The sequence below is a fragment of the Streptomyces sp. genome, assembly GCF_036524955.1.
In the GTDB taxonomy this organism is placed as follows: domain Bacteria; phylum Actinomycetota; class Actinomycetes; order Streptomycetales; family Streptomycetaceae; genus Actinacidiphila.
Genome location: NZ_DATDBG010000333.1, coordinates 1 through 19484 on the forward strand (window position 1 = coordinate 1; position 19484 = coordinate 19484).

Annotated in this window: 16 protein-coding genes and 1 tRNA gene; 8 read left to right on the forward strand and 9 right to left on the reverse strand. The window is 69.1% G+C overall.

The genetic code is table 11. The features are described from left to right. Positions 1 to 594: 594 nt before the first annotated feature. The 9 genes from VIW71_RS26335 to dnaA form a co-directional block, all read right to left on the reverse strand. A tRNA-Ile gene (locus VIW71_RS26335) sits at positions 595 to 668 on the reverse strand. Positions 669 to 730: 62 nt separating this feature from the next. Further along, the gene (locus VIW71_RS26340) at positions 731 to 1423 is read right to left on the reverse strand and encodes a DUF3566 domain-containing protein (RefSeq protein WP_414720855.1); all 693 of its coding nucleotides are present in this window, start codon (positions 1421 to 1423) and stop codon (positions 731 to 733) included. A 3-nt stretch (positions 1424 to 1426) separates the two neighbouring features. Continuing rightward, the gene (gene gyrA / locus VIW71_RS26345) at positions 1427 to 4105 is read right to left on the reverse strand and encodes a DNA gyrase subunit A (protein WP_331625141.1); all 2679 of its coding nucleotides are present in this window, start codon (positions 4103 to 4105) and stop codon (positions 1427 to 1429) included. 102 nt (positions 4106 to 4207) lie between these two features. Then, on the reverse strand, positions 4208 to 6208 hold the full coding sequence (gene gyrB, locus VIW71_RS26350) for a DNA topoisomerase (ATP-hydrolyzing) subunit B (RefSeq protein ID WP_331625142.1): 2001 nt from the start codon (positions 6206 to 6208) through the stop codon (positions 4208 to 4210). A 290-nt stretch (positions 6209 to 6498) separates the two neighbouring features. Further along, positions 6499 to 7047, reverse strand: a complete 549-nt coding sequence (locus tag VIW71_RS26355; RefSeq protein WP_331625143.1) for a DUF721 domain-containing protein — start codon at positions 7045 to 7047, stop codon at positions 6499 to 6501. Then, positions 7044 to 8201, reverse strand: coding sequence for a DNA replication/repair protein RecF (recF, locus tag VIW71_RS26360; RefSeq protein ID WP_331625144.1), 1158 nt, complete (start codon positions 8199 to 8201; stop codon positions 7044 to 7046). The genes VIW71_RS26355 and recF overlap by 4 nt, the downstream gene beginning before the upstream one ends. A 57-nt stretch (positions 8202 to 8258) precedes the next feature. Beyond that, on the reverse strand, positions 8259 to 9218 hold the full coding sequence (gene gnd / locus VIW71_RS26365) for a phosphogluconate dehydrogenase (NAD(+)-dependent, decarboxylating) (protein ID WP_331625162.1): 960 nt from the start codon (positions 9216 to 9218) through the stop codon (positions 8259 to 8261). Positions 9219 to 9231: 13 nt separating this feature from the next. After that, entirely contained in the window at positions 9232 to 10362 is a 1131-nt protein-coding gene (gene dnaN / locus VIW71_RS26370; protein ID WP_331625145.1) for a DNA polymerase III subunit beta, read from the reverse strand. 894 nt (positions 10363 to 11256) lie between these two features. Beyond that, positions 11257 to 13086: a chromosomal replication initiator protein DnaA gene (dnaA, locus tag VIW71_RS26375; protein ID WP_331625146.1), complete on the reverse strand. Its 1830-nt coding sequence runs from the start codon at positions 13084 to 13086 to the stop codon at positions 11257 to 11259. A gap of 372 nt (positions 13087 to 13458) precedes the next feature. Between dnaA and rpmH the strand changes: the two genes are divergently transcribed. The 8 genes from rpmH to VIW71_RS26415 all read left to right on the forward strand — a co-directional run bounded on the left by rpmH (position 13459) and on the right by VIW71_RS26415 (position 19418). Next, on the forward strand, positions 13459 to 13596 hold the full coding sequence (rpmH, locus tag VIW71_RS26380; RefSeq protein ID WP_003975051.1) for a 50S ribosomal protein L34: 138 nt from the start codon (positions 13459 to 13461) through the stop codon (positions 13594 to 13596). Between the two features lie 20 nt (positions 13597 to 13616). Further along, the gene (rnpA, locus tag VIW71_RS26385; RefSeq protein WP_331625147.1) at positions 13617 to 14024 is read left to right on the forward strand and encodes a ribonuclease P protein component; all 408 of its coding nucleotides are present in this window, start codon (positions 13617 to 13619) and stop codon (positions 14022 to 14024) included. Next, on the forward strand, positions 14021 to 14338 hold the full coding sequence (gene yidD, locus VIW71_RS26390) for a membrane protein insertion efficiency factor YidD (RefSeq protein WP_331625148.1): 318 nt from the start codon (positions 14021 to 14023) through the stop codon (positions 14336 to 14338). Before rnpA ends, yidD begins: the two co-directional genes overlap by 4 nt. Before the next feature lie 2 nt (positions 14339 to 14340). Then, entirely contained in the window at positions 14341 to 15495 is a 1155-nt protein-coding gene (yidC, locus tag VIW71_RS26395; RefSeq protein ID WP_331625149.1) for a membrane protein insertase YidC, read from the forward strand. A 14-nt stretch (positions 15496 to 15509) separates the two neighbouring features. After that, a complete protein-coding gene (locus VIW71_RS26400; RefSeq protein ID WP_331625150.1) occupies positions 15510 to 16028 on the forward strand; it encodes a protein jag in 519 nt (172 codons plus the stop codon). Between the two features lie 185 nt (positions 16029 to 16213). Further along, complete coding sequence (rsmG, locus tag VIW71_RS26405) at positions 16214 to 16957, forward strand: 16S rRNA (guanine(527)-N(7))-methyltransferase RsmG (protein WP_331625151.1); 744 nt, start codon at positions 16214 to 16216, stop codon at positions 16955 to 16957. Positions 16958 to 17199: 242 nt separating this feature from the next. After that, positions 17200 to 18327: a ParA family protein gene (locus tag VIW71_RS26410; RefSeq protein WP_331625152.1), complete on the forward strand. Its 1128-nt coding sequence runs from the start codon at positions 17200 to 17202 to the stop codon at positions 18325 to 18327. Next, positions 18324 to 19418: a ParB/RepB/Spo0J family partition protein gene (locus VIW71_RS26415; RefSeq protein ID WP_331625153.1), complete on the forward strand. Its 1095-nt coding sequence runs from the start codon at positions 18324 to 18326 to the stop codon at positions 19416 to 19418. Before VIW71_RS26410 ends, VIW71_RS26415 begins: the two co-directional genes overlap by 4 nt. Positions 19419 to 19484: the final 66 nt, after the last annotated feature.

Below are 19484 nucleotides of genomic sequence, written 5' to 3' on the forward strand. Positions count from 1 at the left end.
TGCGTCGGCGCTCTTCGGGGACCCAGCCCGGCAGTTGTGGCACTCGACAAACATCTGGCTCATATTGATCCTGTGTCTGCGTCCCCGCATGACGCTTTTTTGGATCATGAAATGCCCGATGACGATGCGCGATCGGCCCTCGTACGACCCAGAAGCTTCACCCGATTGTCGGGTGATAGAGATGCGGCGGCTGTATGCGTATCCGGCCGCTGCTCGATGCCGACCGTGTCCAGTTCCGGTCAGGCGTCCCGCCCTGGCCCCCTTGCGGGGGTCAGGGCGGTTTACTGTGCACGCGAGCGCCCCCCGCCGATACATGCGGCGGGGGGCGCTTCCCGCGACGAGCCTCCCGAGCATCGCCGCGGGCTATCGGGCTGCGTATCAGGGCCGCGTAGTCGGGGCCGCGGTGACCTACCCGGTGGTCACTTTACTCGTGCGGACTGCATGTATCTACACGCGTTCGAACAGTCACCTGATCGGGTGACATCACCCACCTGCGATGTTACGGATGAGTAGCGGACTCTGTAGATCCACACATGTAGATGGCCCGCCCGGACCGGAGTCCGAACGGGCCATCTACCTGCACTTTTACCGCCGTGGGGCTAACAGGACTTGAACCAGTGGCCTCTTCCTTATCAGGGAAGCGCTCTAACCGTCTGAGCTATAGCCCCGCGCTGCACCGAAAGATTAGCGCACAGGCGGCCACGGCCCAAAATCGGTTACTCGCCCCCGGCTACTCGTCCTCCGCCAAGGTCAGCTCGACGCCCCCCACGAATCCGGCGGACAGGTTGTAGATGAAGGCGCCCAGCGTGGCCAGCGCGGTGGCCAGCACCACGTCGATGACCGCGATGACCGAGGTGAAGACCATCACCCGGGACAGGGAGAGGAACGACACCAGGTCGAAGCCGCCCGTGCCGCCCTGTTCGGAGGTGGTCGCCTCGCTGATCGTGGAGCCGACGGTACTGAACACGCCGATGGCGTCCAGCACCATCCACAGCACGGCCACCGCCACGATCGTGCAGACGCCCAGCGCGATGGAGAGCAGGAAGCTCACCTTCATCACCGACCACGGGTCGGCCTTGGCGATCCGCAGGCGGGCCTTGCGGGTGCGGGGCACGGATCGGGCGGCCGGCCGCGGCCTGCGCACCCCGGCCGCCGTTGCGGGCGAGCCTCCGTGTGAACCACCATGAGCGCCGTGGGAGCCGCCGAGCCCGCCCCCGGACCCACCAGCGGGCACACCCGCGGGCGGGCCGGACGGCGGCGGTGGCGCGTACGCCGACGGCGGCTGGTGCGGCTGCGACGGCTGACGGGTGCCCGTCACGCTGTAACCCCCCTCTTGTGGACCGTTGAGGTTGCCCGAGCGGGCGGAGCCATGGGCACCCCCGGTCCTGCCGGCCCCGCCTGCGGCGCCCGTGGCTCCACTCACGGCTTACTCCTCCGGTTCACCGGCCGCGGGCGTCTCGCCCTCGGCCGAGGTGTCGTGCGTGTCCTGCGCATTCTGTGTGTCCTGCGCTTCATGCGTGTCGTGCTGGGCGGCGACGGCCATCGCGATGACCGCCTCCGGGTCGTCCTCCGCCTCGGCGTTGCGGGCGATGCCGACGACGGCGTCCCGCTTCCCGAGGTTGATCAGCTGGACGCCCATGGTGTCACGGCCCGTCTCCCTGACCTCGTTGACCCGCGTACGGATCACCCCGCCACTGAGGGTGATGGCGAGGATCTCGTCGTTCTCCTCGACCACCAGCGCCCCGACCAGCGAGCCGCGGTCCTCCACGATTTTCGCCGCCTTGATGCCGAGCCCGCCACGCCCCTGCACCCGGTACTCGTCGACCCGGGTCCGCTTGGCGTAGCCGCCGTCAGTGGCGGTGAAGACGAACGTACCCGGCCTGACCACGTTCATGGAGAGCAGTTCGTCACCCTCGCGGAAGCTCATGCCCTTCACACCGGAGGTGGCCCGGCCCATCGGCCGCAGCGCCTCGTCGGTCGCGGTGAAGCGGATGCACTGCGCCTTGCGGCTGACCAGCAGCAGGTCGTCCTGCGCGGAGACCAGTTCGGCGCCGATCAACTCGTCCGATTCGTTGGCGCCGCCCCCCGCGCTTTCTGCCTCGCGCAGGTTGATCGCGATGACGCCGCCGGACCGCGGGGAGTCGTAGTCCTTGAGCGCGGTCTTCTTCACCAGGCCCGACTTGGTGGCGAGCACCAGATACGGCGCGGCCTCGTAGTCCTTGATGGCCAGGATCTCGGCGATCCGCTCGTCGGGCTGGAAGGCCAGCAGGTTCGCCACGTGCTGGCCGCGCGCGTCCCGCCCGGCGTCGGGGAGTTCGTACGCCTTGGCGCGGTAGACGCGGCCCTTGTTCGTGAAGAACAGCAGCCACTGGTGGGTGGTGGTGACGAAGAAGTGGTCGACGATGTCGTCCTGCTTGAGCTTCGTGCCCCGTACACCCTTGCCGCCGCGCTTCTGCGACCGGTAGTCCTCGGTCTTGGTGCGCTTGACGTAGCCGCCGCGGGTGATCGTGACGACGATGTCCTCCTCGGCGATCAGGTCCTCGATGGACATGTCGCCGTCGAAGGGGATCAGTTTGGAGCGCCGGTCGTCGCCGAACTTGTCGACGATGGCCTGGAGTTCCTCGCTGATGATCTGCCGCTGCTTCTCCGGGGAGGACAGGATCGCGTTGTACTCGTTGATCTTCGCCTGGAGTTCGTCGTGCTCGGCGATGATCTTCTGCCGCTCCAGGGCGGCCAGCCGGCGAAGCTGCATCTCCAGGATCGCGTTGGCCTGGATCTCGTCGATCTCCAGCAGGCCCATCAGGCCCTCGCGCGCGGTCTCGACCGTGTCGCTGCGCCGGATCAGCGCGATGACCTCGTCGATCGCGTCGAGCGCCTTGAGCAGGCCGCGCAGGATGTGGGCGCGCTCCTCGGCCTTGCGCAGCCGGAAGCGGGTGCGCCGGACGACGACCTCGACCTGGTGGTTCACCCAGTTGCGGATGAACGCGTCCAGCGAGAGGGTCCGCGGCACGCCGTCCACCAGCGCCAGCATGTTCGCGCCGAAGTTGGTCTGCAGATCGGTGTGCTTGTAGAGGTTGTTGAGCACGACCTTGGCCACGGCGTCGCGCTTGAGCACGATCACCAGGCGCTGGCCGGTACGCGAGGAGGTCTCGTCGCGGACGTCCGCGATACCGCCGATCCTGCCGTCCTTCACCAGGTCGGCGATCTTCTGCGCGAGGTTGTCCGGGTTGACCTGGTACGGCAGCTCGGTGACGACCAGGCACTGCCGGTTCTGGATCTCCTCGACCTCGACAACCGCGCGCATGGTGATCGAGCCGCGGCCGGTACGGTACGCCTCCTCGATGCCCTTGCGGCCCACCACCAGCGCGCCGGTCGGGAAGTCCGGGCCCTTGATCCGTTCGATCAGGGCTTCCAGCAACTCCTCGGGCTCGGCGTCCGGGTTCGCCAGGTACCACTGGGCGCCGTCGGCGACCTCGCGCAGGTTGTGCGGCGGGATGTTGGTGGCCATGCCGACCGCGATGCCGGCCGAGCCGTTGATCAGCAGGTTCGGGAAGCGGGACGGCAGGACCGTCGGCTCCTGGTTGCGGCCGTCGTAGTTGTCCGTGAAGTCGACGGTCTCCTCGTCGATGTCCCGGACCATCTCCATGGCCAGCGGCGCCATCTTGCACTCGGTGTACCGCATGGCTGCGGCCGGGTCGTTGCCCGGCGAACCGAAGTTGCCGTTGGAGTCCACCAGCGGCATCCGCATCGACCACGGCTGCGCCAGGCGGACCAGCGCGTCGTAGATCGAGGAGTCACCGTGCGGGTGGTACGTGCCCATCACGTCGCCGACGACGCGGGCGCACTTGTAGAAGCCCTTCTCCGGCCGGTACCCGCCGTCGTACATCGCGTACAGCACGCGGCGGTGCACCGGCTTCAGGCCGTCCCGCACGTCGGGCAGCGCACGGGAGACGATGACGGACATCGCGTAGTCGAGATAGCTGCGCTGCATCTCGGTTTCGAGCCCGACCGGCTCGACGCGCAGGGCACCGGACTCGTTGCGCAGGTCCTGCTCCGACTCGGGGAGGTCGGGCACCGGAGGGAGGTTGGAATTCTCGTCGGCCATCGCTGTCAGATTGTCCTTTCACACGGCCACGGTTCGCACGGCCACGGTTCGCGGAGCCGCGGTTCACACGGCCACAGTTCGCGGGCCACAGTCAAAGCCGACTCAGATGTCCAGGAAGCGGACGTCCTTGGCGTTGCGCTGGATGAACGAGCGCCGCGCCTCCACGTCCTCGCCCATCAGCACCGAGAACAGGTCGTCGGCCTGCGCCGCGTCGTCGAGCGTGACCTTGCCGAGCACGCGGTGGTCGATGTCCATGGTGGTGACCCGCAGTTCCTCGGCGTTCATCTCACCGAGGCCCTTGAAGCGTTGGATGGAGTCCTCGCGGATCCGCTTGCCCTGCTGCTTGCCCAGCTCCACCAGCGCGTCGCGCTCGCGGTCGGAATAGGCGTACTCGAAGTCGTCCCGGCCCCACTTGATCTTGTACAGCGGCGGGCGGGACAGGTAGACGTGCCCGGCCTCGACCAGCGGTCGCATGAAGCGGAACAGGAACGTGAGGAGCAGGGTGTTGATGTGCTGGCCGTCGACGTCGGCGTCCGCCATCAGGATGATCTTGTGATAGCGGAGCTTGGAGATGTCGAAGTCCTCGTGCACACCGGTGCCGAAGGCGGAGATCAGCGCCTGGATCTCGGTGTTCTGCAGGATCTTGTCGATCCGGGCCTTCTCCACGTTGAGGATCTTGCCGCGGATCGGGAGGATCGCCTGGTACTGCGGGTTGCGGCCGGACTTGGCCGAGCCGCCGGCCGAATCACCCTCGACGATGAAGATTTCGCACTTCGTCGGGTCGTTGGACTGGCAGTCGCTCAGCTTGCCCGGCAGCGACGCGGACTCCAGCAGGCCCTTGCGCCGGGTCAGGTCCCGCGCCTTGCGGGCCGCGACCCGGGCGGTCGCCGCCTGGATCGACTTGCGGACGATGTCCGTGGCCTCGTTGGGGTTGCGGTCCAGCCAGTCCGTCAGGTGCTCGTGCACGACCTTCTGCACGAAGGTCTTCGCCTCCGTGTTGCCGAGCTTCGTCTTCGTCTGGCCCTCGAACTGCGGCTCGCCGAGCTTGACCGAGATGATCGCGGTCAGACCCTCGCGGATGTCCTCGCCGGTGAGGTTGTCGTCCTTCTCGCGGAGCAGCTTCTTGTCCCGCGCGTAGCGGTTGACCAGGCTGGTCAGCGCCGCACGGAAGCCCTCCTCGTGGGTGCCGCCCTCGTGGGTGTGGATGGTGTTGGCGAAACTGTAGACACCCTCGCTGTACTGGGTGTTCCACTGCATCGCCACCTCGACCGACAGCAGCCGCTCCTTGTCCTCCGCCTCGATGTCGATGACCGTGGGGTGGATCAGCTCGCCCTTGCGCGAGTTGAGGTACTTCACGAAGTCGACGATGCCGCCCTCGTAGTGGTACGAGACGCTGAGCGGCCTGCCCTCCTCGTCCACGTGGTCGAGGCGCTCGTCGGTCAGCGCGATGCGCAGCCCCTTGTTGAGGAAGGCCATCTCCTGGAACCGGCGCGACAGCGTCTCGAACGAGTAGTCCGTGGTCTCGAAGATGTCCGCGTCGGCCCAGAAGGTCACCGTGGTGCCGGTCTCCTCGGTCGCCTCGTTCTTCGTCAGCGGCGCGGTCGGTACGCCCAGCTTGTACTCCTGCGTCCAGCGGTAGCCGTCGCGGCGGACCTCTACGGCGACCCGGGAGGACAGCGCGTTGACCACGGAGACGCCGACGCCGTGCAGACCGCCGGAGACCGCGTAACCGCCGCCGCCGAACTTGCCACCCGCGTGCAGCACGGTCAGTACGACCTCGACGGCCGGCTTCCCCTCCGAGGGGACGATGTCCACCGGGATGCCGCGGCCGTTGTCCACCACGCGCACCCCGCCGTCGGCGAGGATCGTGACGTCGATGGTGTCCGCGTGACCCGCCAGGGCCTCGTCGACCGAGTTGTCGACCACCTCGTACACGAGGTGGTGCAGGCCCCGCTCACCGGTCGAGCCGATGTACATACCGGGCCGCTTGCGCACCGCGTCGAGTCCCTCCAGCACGGTGATCGCGCTGGCGTCGTAGGACTTGTTGGAGTTCTCGTTGGGGTTGCCGGAATCGGCCACGAAGCGCCCTTTCTGGCACAGCACAAGCCGTCTCCCGCCGAGCGGGATCGGCTGTGTCGTCTAACTGTCGTTCGACATGTTCCGCTGGGGTACCCCTGCCAGGTGCCAGGGGAGGGCGGTCTGTCCACCAGTCTACCGGTAGCGCCGACATGAATGGGGCTATGGCGGTACCTGAGTTCCCATGTACCGACCCAATCCTCCGTCGCGCGACTCCCTACACGCGGACCCGGGGCCAAAACCGCTCACACGGGCGTCCAGGGCTTCCGGCTGTCAACCCCCGGCTACGCTGAGCAGGGGCCCGTCCGCGCGTCCGATCACCCGTACGTATCTCCGGGTCCGCGGCTGCCGGGAGCGCGCAGCCTGCCGTACGAGCGGGACGGCGCCGCGGGGCCCAGGACTTTGATCAGCCGCACCGTGCCGTGACCCAGATCCGCGTTCAGCCGGGCCACCAGCGTCGGCGCCAGCAACCGGAGCTGCGTCGCCCAGGCGGTGGAGTCGCAGGTCACGGTGAGGACCCGGGCGTCCTCGTCGTACCGGTCCGGCGAGCAGTGCAGCGCCACCTCCGGCCCCACGAGCTGCGGCCAGCGGCCCATCACCCCGCCCACCGCGGCGGGCGCCTCCCAGCCCCGCTCGGTGATCAGCCGGCTGATGGCCGCTCCCAGCGGCAGCGGGTCCCGGCCGTCGGCCCGCGCACCGCTGCGCAGGCCCCCGCGCCTGGCCTGCTTCTTCTGCACCGCCGCCGCACCGCGGGCCCGCGCCTGCTCCTTCGCCGCGCGCAGCGCCACCCGCGCCAGATCCACCCCCGAGGTCCCCGACGCCGTTGGGGACGCCTCGGCCCCCGCCACGGGTTCACGCTCGCTCATCGCCGCTCCACCGTTCCGTTCTCCACCGAGAACCGCGCCCCCGTCAGCACGCCCGGCACATCGTCGTCCACCGCGGCCGTCACCAGCACCTGCTCACCCGGCGCCACCAGCTCCGCCAGCCGCTCCCGCCGCCGCGTGTCCAGCTCCGCGAACACGTCGTCCAGTACGAGTACGGGCTCGCCGCCGTCGGCGCACAGCAGTTCGTACGAGGCGAGCCGCAACGCGAGCGCGTACGACCACGACTCGCCATGACTGGCATAGCCCTTCGCGGGCATCTCGCCAAGCTTCAGCACCAGATCGTCACGGTGCGGGCCCACCAAAGTGACACCGCGCTCGATCTCCTGGCGCCGGGCCTCGCCCAGTGCCTCCAGCAGCCGGCCGAACAACTCCTCCCGGCCCGCCGCCCCCACCGTCCTGGCCCAGCCTGCGGTCTCGTTCCGCTCCTCACCGACCGACCCCCGGTACTCCAGGGCGACCGACCCGCCGCCCGGCGCGAGCTGTTCGTACGCCTTGGCCGCCAGCGGTTGCAGCGCCGCCACCAGGTCCAGGCGTTGGGCCAGCAGCTCCGCGCCGGTCCGGGCCAGATGCTGGTCCCACACGTCGAGGGTGGACAGGTCCGCGCCCTTGCCGCCGTGGCGGCGGGCCAGCGCCGCCGTCTTCAGCAGGGTGTTGCGCTGCTTGAGCACCCGCTCGTAGTCGCTGCGCACGCCGGCGAGCCGGGGCGCGCGGGCGGTGATCAGCTCGTCCAGGAACCGCCGCCGCTCGCTCGGGTCGCCCTTGACCAGCGCCAGGTCCTCCGGGGCGAACAGCACGGTGCGCACGATGCCCAGCAGGTCGCGCGGCCTGCCGGACGAGGACCGGTTGATCCTGGCCCGGTTGGCCTTGCCGGGGTTGATCTCCAGCTCGACGAGCTGTTGCCGCCCGCCGCTGACGACCTGGGCCCGGATCACCGCGCGGTCGGCGCCGATCCTGACCAGCGGTGCGTCCGAGGCGACCCGGTGGCTGCCGAGCGTCGCCAGATAGCCGACTGCCTCGACCAGATTGGTCTTGCCCTGGCCGTTCGGGCCCAGGAAAGCCGTGACGCCCGGGTCGAGGGGGACCTCGGCCCGGGCGTAGGAACGGAAGTCGGCGAGCGAAAGGTGCCTGACGTGCATCGCTTTCCTGCTCTTCGGGCGCCTGCTCCGCAGGCGCGTCCTGCTCTCCGGTCCGGCCTACTCGGCGGCGGTCACCGCGTGGCCGCCGAACTCGTTGCGGAGCGCGGCGATCATCTTCATCTGCGGTGAGTCGTCCTGGCGGGAGGCGAAGCGGGCGAAGAGCGAGGCGGTGATCGCGGGCAGCGGCACGGCGTGGTCGATGGCGGCCTCGACGGTCCAGCGACCCTCGCCGGAGTCCTGGGCGAAGCCGCGCAGGTTCTCCAGGTGCTCGCTCTTGTCGAGCGCGTCGACGGCGAGGTCGAGCAGCCAGGAACGGATGACCGTGCCCGCCTTCCAGGAGCGGAAGATCTCGCGGACGTCGGTGACCGAGTCCACCGCTTCCAGCAGCTCCCAGCCCTCGGCGTAGGCCTGCATCATCGCGTACTCGATGCCGTTGTGGACCATCTTCGCGAAGTGGCCCGCACCGACCTTGCCCGCGTGCACCGACCCGTAGTCGCCCTCGGGCTTGAGGGCGTCGAAGACGGGCTGCGCCCTGGCGACGTCCTCCTTGGTGCCGCCGTACATCAGCGCGTAGCCGTTCTGCAGGCCCCACACGCCGCCGGACACCCCGCAGTCCACGAAACCGATGCCCTTGGCACCCAGCTCCGCGGCGTGCTTCTCGTCGTCGGTCCAGCGCGAGTTGCCGCCGTCGATCACCAGGTCGCCGGGGGAGAGCAGCTCGCCCAGCTCGTCGATGGTGGACTGGGTGGCCGCACCTGCGGGAACCATCACCCAGACCACGCGCGGCCCCTGAAGGGAATCCACAAGCTCCTTGAGGCTGTGGACATCGGCGAGATCCGGATTCCTGTCGTACCCGATGACGGTGTGGCCGCCGCGGCGAATGCGCTCACGCATGTTGCCGCCCATCTTGCCGAGACCGATGAGACCGAGCTCCATCACAGATCCTTCGTTCGAAGCGTTCGACGCCTGCTGCCTGACCTGAGACGAGCCTACGTCGAGGCGTTCACGGCCGATCAGGCGGAGTCGCCGATCAACCGGACAGGCGCACCGGCATGATCAGGTACTTGTACGCGTCGTCGGCCTCGGCGTCGATCGCCGGACGGCCGCTGAGCAGCGCCGGCTTGGTCGAGGTGGTGAAGGACAACTGGGCCACCGGAGAGTCGATCGCGCTCAGGCCGTCCAGCAGGAACGTCGGGTTGAAGGCGATCGAGATGTCGTCGCCGTCCAGCTTGGCGTCGACCCTTTCCACAGCCTGTGCGTCGTCGCTGGAGCCGGCCTCCAGGGTGAGCACGCCCTGCTCGAAGCTGAGCCGGACCGGCGTGTTCCGCTCGGCGACCAGGGAGACGCGCTTGACCGCCTCGACGAACGGCGCGGTCTCGATCACCGCGACGGAGGCGAACTCGGTGGGGAACAGCGTGCGGTACTTGGGCAGGTCGCCTTCGAGCAGCCGGGTGGTGGTCCGGCGGCCCGCGCCCTCGAAACCGATCAGGCCCTCGCCCGCGCCGGACCCGGCCAGCGCGATCGAGACGGTGTCACCGTTGGTCAGCGACTTGGCGGTGTCCAGCAAAGTCTTCGCCGGGACGAGCGCGACCGCCGAGATGTCGGCCTGCTCGGGCTTCCACAGGAACTCGCGGACCGCGAAGCGGTACCGGTCGGTGGCGGCCAGCGTCACCGAGTCGCCCTCGATCTCGATCCGCACGCCGGTCAGCACCGGCAGGGTGTCGTCCCGGCCGGCCGCGATGGCCACCTGCGCGGCGGCGGCGGCGAAGACCTCGCCGGGCACGGTGCCGGAGGCGGTGGGCATCGCCGGCAGTGCCGGGTACTCCTCCACCGGCAGGGTGTGCAGGGTGAACCGAGAGCTGCCGCAGACGACGGTGACCCGGACGCCGTCGGTGGAGATCTCCACCGGCCGGTTCGGCAGCGCCCGCGCGATGTCGGCGAGCAGCCGGCCGGACACCAGGACGGTGCCCTCCTCCTCGACCTCCGCCTCCACCGAGACCCGCGCCGAGACCTCGTAGTCGAAGCCGGACAGGCTCAGTGAGCCCTGGTCCGCCTTGAGCAGCAGCCCGGCGAGTACGGGCACCGGGGGACGGGCCGGGAGGCTGCGGGCTGCCCAAGCCACTGCCTCGGCGAGTACGTCGCGCTCCACCCGGATCTTCACCGGAACCGCCTCCTGCTTGTTGCCGTCTGTCGGGGACCAGTCTGACGCACTCCACTGTCACTCGGTGCGCCTCGGCGTCAAGCCGAGAGACGGCTGTGGGGCGGCACCGGGCCGAGTTGTGCACAGCCCCCGCTTCGAAGCAGGCTCCCCACTCTCTACGTGTAGCAGTAGTAGTAGGGGTTGTGGATACCGTGGATAACTGGTCTCCGCGCAGGTCAGGCCGCGTTTTTTGTCCACCGGGCCTGTGGGCGGAGACGGTGGATAACCAGGCCGGTCTGTGGACGGCCGGAAGTTGTGCACACCTGATACACAGGGCACCCCTGGTTCTCCCCAGGTCTGTCCCCAGAAATACCCACGTTCTCCCCAGGCCAACCCACCACCTCGGTGTGACGCCTTTCACTCTTGCGAAGGACAGACCGTATTTCGTTGCCGAACAGTGGACAAACATGTGGAGAACCGGGCTCCGGCTGTGCACAACCGGGCGCATCCTGTGGGCGAGCGGTGGACAACCGCAACCGGGCGCCTTCGGGTGCCCTTTCCGTCCACAGTCTGTGGATTGGGGTTGCCCACATATCCACACCCGGCTGAGCTGCGGGTACGGCCCCGGGGGCGGGGCACCTGTGGAGATCGTCGGGACAACTCCGGTGTCCCCAGGGTGTGGACGGCGGAATCCCCCCGATCCTGTGGAGAAGTCGGCCCCGGGGAGCGTGAATCGAACGGCGGCGGCACGCCGGAGTGAGGCGGCGAGGAACGGGAAGCGCCCCGGGCGTCGGGCACCCGGGGCGCGGAGGGGGTGCGGAGGGGCGGGGCAGGCCCGGCCCACGAGGGCTGGGCGGGGCAGGCCGGAGGTGTGGAACGGGCCTGTCGGCGCCGGGCCCGCCCGGAGGCCGGACGTCAGCTCTTGATGCGGTTGGTGAGCTCGGTGACCTGGTTGTAGATGGACCGCCGCTCGGCCATCAGCGAGCGGATCTTCCGGTCCGCGTGCATCACCGTCGTGTGGTCACGGCCGCCGAAGAGCGCCCCGATCTTCGGAAGCGACAGGTCGGTCAGCTCCCGGCACAGGTACATCGCGATCTGCCGCGCGGTGACCAGCACCCGGCTGCGCGAGGAGCCGGACAGGTCCTCCACGGCCAGCCCGAAGTACGCGGCGGTCTCCGCCATGATCGCGGTGCCGCTGATCTCCGGCACCGAGTCCTCGCCGCCCGGGATCAGGTCCTTCAGCACGATCTCGGTGAGCTGGAGGTCGACCGGCTGGCGGTTGAGGCTGGCGAAGGCGGTCACCCTGATCAGCGCGCCCTCCAGCTCGCGGATGTTCCGCGAGATCCGCGAGGCGATGAACTCCAGCACCTCCGGCGGTGCGTTGAGCTGCTCCTGCACCGCCTTCTTGCGCAGGATCGCGATCCGGGTCTCCAGCTCGGGCGGCTGGACATCGGTGATCAGACCCCACTCGAAGCGGTTGCGCAGCCGGTCCTCCAGGGTGACGAGCTGCTTGGGCGGCCGGTCCGAGGAGAGCACGATCTGCTTGTTGGCGTTGTGCAGGGTGTTGAAGGTGTGGAAGAACTCCTCCTGCGTCGACTCCTTCTGCGCCAGGAACTGGATGTCGTCCACCAGGAGGATGTCCATGTCGCGGTACCGCTTGCGGAACGCGTCCGCCTTGCCGTCCCGGATGGAGTTGATGAACTCGTTGGTGAACTCCTCCGAGCTCACGTACCTCACCCGGGTGCCCGGGTAGAGGCTGCGGGCGTAGTGCCCGATGGCGTGCAGCAGGTGTGTCTTGCCCAGGCCCGACTCGCCGTAGATGAACAGCGGGTTGTACGCCTTGGCCGGCGCCTCGGCGACGGCGACCGCGGCGGCGTGCGCGAAGCGGTTCGAGGCGCCGATGACGAAGGTGTCGAAAAGGTACTTCGGGTTCAGGCGGGCGGTCGGTTCGACGGCGCCGCCGGAGGAGCCGGTCGTACCGGAGGGGCTGCCGGGTCCGCCGGGTCCGGAGCCGCCCGGACCGCCGCCGAGGGGCGGGGTCTGCGGCTCGGGCCGGGACGGCCCGCCCTGCGGCTGGTACCCGCCCGGCGGTGGCCCGTACGGCTGGTGGCCCTGGTGCGGCACGGTCGGGTAGCCGTCGTGGGTCTCGGACCGGTAGCGCGGCTCGCGTCGGCCGTCGTAGGCGTCGCGCCCGCCGTCGTAGGCATCGCGCGGGCTGTCGTACGCGTCCCGTCGGCCGTCGTACGGTTCGCGGTCCTGGAATCCGCCGGGTGAGGGCGCGCCCCAGTTGGCCAGGCCCGGCTGCTGCCAGTCCTGGTGACCGGGGTAGGCGGGGCGCATCCGCGGGCCGTCGGAGTGGTCGCCCCGGTCACCGCGGTCGCCGTGACCGCCGCGGCCGTACGGGTCGTGCGGCGGTACGGGTCCCGGTTCGGGCCGCTCGGACCGGTCCTGCGGCGGGGGCGGCTGCTCCTGGTCGCCGCCGGACGCGACGGCGATCGCGATCCCCACCGAGTGACCGAACTCACGGCTGAGCACCTCGGTGATCAGCGGCAGCAGCCGCCCTTCGAGGACGCTCTTGGCGAACTCGTTGGGCGCCGACAGGACCGCGGTGCCGGCCACCAGGGCCAGCGGCTGGGTGCGCTTGAGCCACTCCGCGTCCTTGGGCTTGAGGTCCTCGCTGTCCACCAGCAGTTTCTGGAGGACCCGGGGCCACACTGCGGCAAGATCGGCAGTCACGTCGGCCACAGTGCACGCTCTCTCGGTCGCTGGGTGATGCAGAACTCCCGCGAAAGTGTGGTCCTGGGAACGGGCGGGAAGAGTAGGAGGTTCAGCCACGGTAGTCAGGGCGGCGTGCGCGGTTCAAGTCGTTGTCCACAGGGTGTGTACAAATGGTGGACCGCCGGGGGCGGGTTTGACCGGACGGCCCAGCCGCACGTACCGTATCGAGGTCGAGTTGTCGATGGCTGCTGCCGCCTGCCTACCGATGGGCGAGATCTTCCGGGGTGTCCTCCGGGCGATTGTCAAAGCGGTGCACCCGAACGGTCCGCGAGCTTTTCGTGGGCGCACGGTGACAGCCAGGCGACGCCCCGCCGGACCGATTTCTCCTGGAGCCCCCGAGTGAGCAAGCGCACCTTCCAGCCGAACAACCGCCGTCGTGCGAAGACCCACGGCTTCCGTCTGCGTATGCGCACCCGCGCCGGCCGCGCGATCCTCGCGACCCGCCGCAGCAAGGGTCGCGCTCGCCTGTCCGCCTGATTCGTCACAGGTCTCATGCCGTGCTGCCCACCGAGAATCGGCTGAGGCGGCGCCAGGACTTCGCAGAAGCGGTTCGCCGCGGACGCCGGGCGGGCCGACCGCTGCTGGTCGTCCATCTGCGCCGGGCCGCTACCGACGCAACGGACCCGCACGTACCAGGGGGAAGCACTCCCCCGGCGCGTGCGGGTTTCGTCGTGAGCAAGGCGGTCGGCGGATCGGTACAGCGCAACCTGGTCAAGCGCCGCCTGCGTCATCTGGTACGCGAGCGTCTGCCGCTGCTGCCCCCCGGTAGCCTGGTGGTAGTACGCGCGCTGCCCGGAGCCGGCAGTGCGGACCACGCACAGCTGTCCCTCGACCTGGACGCCGCTCTGCGGCGGCTGCTGGGTCGTGACACCCATGGCGAAGCCGAGGGGAGGGTGGCTCGATGAAATACCCGCTGCTGGCGCTGATCAAGCTGTACCAGTGGACGATCAGTCCGCTGCTCGGCCCGGTCTGCCGCTACTACCCCTCGTGCTCGCACTACGGGTACACGGCGATCGACCGGCATGGCGCGGTCAAGGGCACCGCCCTGACCGTGTGGCGCATCCTGCGGTGCAACCCCTGGTCGCCGGGTGGTGTGGACCATGTCCCGCCGCGTAAGCGACCGCCCTGGCACAACCGGCTGCGCCGCTACCTGCGGGGCGGCTCCGACGGGCCCGTCACGCCCGAGCCCACCGGACCCTCTCACGCCCAAGGAGCCTGACCGTGGGGATCCTGAACCCCCTGTACGACGCCGTCTCGTGGATCATCGTCCAGTTCCACTCGTTCTACAGCCTCATGTTCGACAAGGACAGCGGTTGGGCGTGGGGTCTGTCCATCGTCTCGCTGGTGATCCTGATCCGCATCTGCCTGATCCCGCTGTTCGTCAAGCAGATCAAGTCGACCCGCAACATGCAGGCGCTCCAGCCCAAGATGAAGGCGATCCAGGAGCGCTACAAGAACGACCGGCAGCGTCAGTCCGAAGAGATGATGAAGCTGTACAAGGAGACGGGCACCAACCCGTTGTCCTCGTGCCTGCCGATCCTGGCGCAGTCGCCGTTCTTCTTCGCGCTGTACCACGTGCTCAGCAACATCTCCAAGGGCCACACGGTCGGCGTCATGACCGAGAGCCAGGTGCACAGCGGCCAGAACGCGCACATCTTCGGTGCCCCGCTGGCCGCCAAGTTCACTGACAGCGCGAGCAAGGCCGCAGAGCTCGGCTCCACGCTGACCGATGTGCGGGTCGTCACGGTCGCGATGATCGTGCTGATGTCCGCGTCGCAGTTCTTCACGCAGCGGCAGCTCATGACGAAGAACGTGGACATGACGGTGAAGACGCCGTTCATGCAGCAGCAGAAGATGCTGATGTACGTGTTCCCGCTCATTTTCGCCGTGATGGGCATCAACTTCCCGATCGGTGTCCTCATCTACTGGCTGACCACCAACGTGTGGACGATGGGCCAGCAGATGTTCGTGATCCGCCGCAACCCCACCCCGGGCAGCCTGGCGTTCGAGCAGCGGCAGGAGCGGCTGCGGGCCAAGGGCAAGCTGGTGGAGGCGCCGGAGGAGATCAAGGCCAAGGAGGCGGTCGAGGTCGCGCGGGCGAACCGTACCCAGCCGAAGCGGCAGACCAAGGCCAAGCGGACGTCGGGTGCTGCCGCCGGTGGCCCGGCTGCGGGCGGTGCGCCGCGGGCCGGCGGTAGTGCCGGTGAGGCCGCCGCGAAGACGGCCGGTGCTCCCAAGGCGAGCGGCGGTGCGCCCAAGGCCGGCGCACCGCGAGCGGGCGGTGGCAGGTCGGGCGGTAAGAAGCAGGGCGGCTCGCCGGGGAAGCAGCCCGGTGACGCCAAGTCCAAGCCGACCAACCTGTCCAAGAAGAAGTAAGAGGAGAGCCAGGCGTGAGCGACGTCAACACCACCACGGCACCCGACAGCGGCCCGGCCGCGACCCTGACCCGCCTGGAGCAGGAAGGCGAGATCGCAGCGGATTACCTGGAGGGGCTGCTGGACATCGCCGACCTAGACGGGGACATCGACATGGACGTCGAGGGCGAGCGCGCGTCGGTGTCGATCATCGGTGACCCGACCAGCCGGGAGCTGAACAAGCTGGTCGGGCGGGACGGCGAGGTGCTGGAGGCGCTGCAGGAGCTGACCAGGCTCGCGGTGCACCGGGAGACCGGAGAGCGCAGCCGTCTGATGCTGGACGTCGCCGGATTCCGCGCTCGCAAGCGGGCCGAGCTGGCCAAGCTGGGGGCGAGCGCGGCAGCGGAGGTGAAGGAGAGCGGCCGGCCGGTGAAGCTGGACCCGATGACGCCGTTCGAGCGCAAGGTCGTGCACGACGCGGTGGCCGCTGCTGGACTGCGCAGCGAGTCCGAGGGCGAGGAGCCCGAGCGCCGGGTGGTCGTCCTCCCGGCCTGAGCGTCGAGCCAGGGCCCGTCGCCCGCTGTCCGCCCGCTGTTCCGCTGCCTCGGCCCCGTCTGTTCGCAGGCGGGGCCGAGGCTTGTCAGGCTGATCGCGCGGTTCCGGAGAAGCTTTGGCATTGCCCTGCATTTGTCAGCCCGATCGTGTACGCCTGGTGGAGAACCTAGGAAAGGACAGCCCCAGTGACCGAGGCAGCAGCGGAGCTTCCCGCGCCGCCGGAGCAGGCCAGGACCGTCTTCGGCGACCGCTTCGCGGACGCGCTGCGCTACGCCGAGCTGCTTGCCGACGCGGGTGTGCGGCGCGGCCTGATCGGTCCGCGCGAGGTGCCCCGGCTCTGGGAGCGGCACCTGTTGAACTGTGCGGTGCTGTCCGAGGTGATCGAGCGGGACGTCTCGGTGTGCGATGTCGGCTCCGGGGCCGGTCTGCCCGGGATTCCGCTGGCGCTGGCCCGGCCGGATCTGGAGATCACGCTGCTGGAACCGTTGCTGCGCCGGACCACCTTCCTCGAAGAGGTGGTCAAGCTGCTGGGGCTGACCAACGTGACGGTGGTGCGCGGCCGGGCCGAGGAGATGGTGGGCAAGCTGTCGGCCGTCGACGTGGTGACCGCGCGGGCGGTCGCCCCGCTCGAACGGCTGGCGGGCTGGGGTCTGCCGCTGCTCCGGCCCCATGGCGAGATGGCGGTACTCAAGGGCGACACCGCCGAGGAGGAACTGAAGGCGTCGCGTGCGGCGCTCAGCCGTCTGGGCGCGGTGGATGCCTCGGTCGTTCAGGTCGGCGCGGGCCTGGTCGATCCGATGTCCACAGTGGTACGGGTGCTGGTCGGCGAGAGCCCGGGTGGCGTACGGGCGGCGACCCGCCGGGCGAAGGCGGCGCGGGCCAGCCGGGTGCCGCGCGGTGGCGGGAGCGGCGGACGTAAACGTCGCTGAGCGCTGTAGGCCATACAAACGGCCAAACCGACATAACTCGGAGTGTCTGCTGAAAAAGCGACGCGGCGCTATGCATCGTGTTCCACGTGAAACGTCGCTCCCTGCTTCCCGGCGTTCTCAGTCGCGGTCGTGCCGCGGCGGAGGCGCGTGCCAACAAACCCATGAAGAAGATCGCGCCTGTGGATAATTCTCGGGTTTTATCCACAGGCTCTCGGGCCTCGCTGGTTCAGCACCCCTCGGGCATGGCAGGCTCTTCTCATTGCGAGCCTGAAGTCGAGGAGAGTGAGTCCTTGCGGTCCGACGCCAACATCGCGGGGCCGATGGCCGATCCGGTCCCCGGTCCCCGCTCCGCTGAATCAGCCCGGGGACCCTATTCCGGGCCCCCGGGGTTCGGAAGCGATGTTTCACGTGAAACATTGCCTCCTATGGATGACACCCCCATCGGTCGCGCTGCCCAGTTGGCCGTTGAGGCGCTGGGGCGCGCCGGCGAGGGACTGCCCCGACCGCCCCAGACCCGCGTCATGGTGGTCGCCAACCAGAAGGGCGGGGTGGGCAAGACCACCACCACGGTCAATCTGGCGGCCTCACTTGCGCTGCACGGCGGCCGGGTACTGGTGATCGACCTCGACCCGCAGGGCAACGCCTCCACGGCACTGGGAATCGACCACCATGCCGAAGTCCCCTCCATCTACGACGTGTTGGTGGAGAGCAAGCCGCTCTCCGATGTCGTGCAGCCGGTCGCCGACGTGGAGGGGCTGTTCTGCGCTCCTGCCACGATCGACCTGGCGGGCGCCGAGATCGAACTCGTTTCCCTGGTGGCCCGCGAGAGCCGGCTGCAGAGGGCCATCGAGTCGTACGAGCAGCCGCTGGACTACGTCCTGATTGACTGCCCGCCCTCGCTCGGCCTGCTGACGGTCAACGCCCTCGTGGCCGGTGCGGAGGTGGTCATCCCGATCCAGTGCGAGTACTACGCGCTGGAGGGGCTGGGGCAGTTGCTCAAGAACGTCGACCTGGTCCGCGCCCACCTCAATCCGAAGCTGCATGTCTCGACGATCCTGCTGACGATGTACGACGGCCGGACCCGGCTGGCGTCCCAGGTCGCGGAGGAGGTGCGCACGCACTTCGGCAAGGAGGTGCTGCGGACCAGCATCCCGCGGTCCGTCCGGATCTCCGAGGCACCCAGCTACGGCCAGACCGTACTGACTTATGATCCGGGCTCCAGCGGTGCGCTGTCGTACCTGGAGGCGGCCCGGGAAATGGCGCTGCGCGGTCTGTCCGCCGGCCCGTCCGGCGGCCTCGCGGTCGAGTACGACCCGCAGGGCGAGCCCAACGAGCACAACCCGCACAGCATGTCGGAGGGGATCCAGTGAGTGATCGACGCAGAGGGCTCGGCCGTGGTCTCGGCGCGCTGATCCCGGCCGCGCCGCAGTCGGCGAATACATCGGCGGTGTCCGTACCCGTCCTGACGCCGGGGCGCGGCGTCGCTGCGGCCAAGGTCGCCGGTCTGGTGGACCGCAGAACACCCGAGTCCGCGTCGCCGGTGGTCGACATCCCTGTTTCACGTGAAACAGAGCCGGAGCTCACCGCGTCGACAATCCCGGTTTCCGGCGCCTACTTCGCCGAGCTGCCACTGGACGTCATCACGCCGAATCCGCGCCAGCCGCGTGAGGTCTTCGACGAGGACGCCCTGAACGAGCTGATCCTCTCCATCAAAGAGGTGGGTCTGCTCCAGCCGGTGGTGGTGCGGCAGATCGGTGCGGACCGCTATGAGCTGATCATGGGCGAGCGCCGATGGCGGGCCTGCCGGGAGGCGGGTCTGGAACGGATTCCCGCGATCGTCCGCGCCACCGACGACGAGAAGCTGCTCCTGGACGCCCTCCTGGAGAACCTGCACCGGGCTCAGCTGAACCCCCTGGAGGAGGCGGCGGCGTACGACCAATTGCTGCGTGACTTCGCCTGCACCCATGAGCAGCTGGCCGACCGCATCGGGCGCTCACGCTCCCAGGTCTCCAATACGCTGCGGCTGCTGAAGCTCTCGGCCCCCGTACAGCGGCGGGTCGCGGCCGGAGTGATCTCCTTCGGGCACGCCCGCGCGCTGCTCGCGCTGGACGACGCGGAGGAGCAGGACCGGCTGGCCCACCGGATCGTGGCAGAAGGGTTGTCCGTGCGCGCGATCGAGGAGATCGTGACGCTGATGAACAGCGAGCCCAAGGCCACCCGGAAGTCGGCGGCCCCACGCGCCGGCCGACGGGTGTCCCCGGCGCTGACGCACCTTGCCTCGCGGTTGTCCGACCGGTTCGACACCCGGGTGAAGGTCGACCTCGGTCAAAAGCGGGGAAAGATCGTCGTGGAGTTCGCGTCGATAGAGGACCTGGAGCGCATCCTGGGGTCCATGGCCCCCGGTGAGGGCAAGGTTCTGGAGAGCAGTCTCGACGAGGAGTCCGAGGACGACGCCGAGTGATGCGATCGCACCCCGGCGGTTCCCGCCGGGGTGCCCGGGGGCAGGCTGGTTCGCGGCAGAGATGGG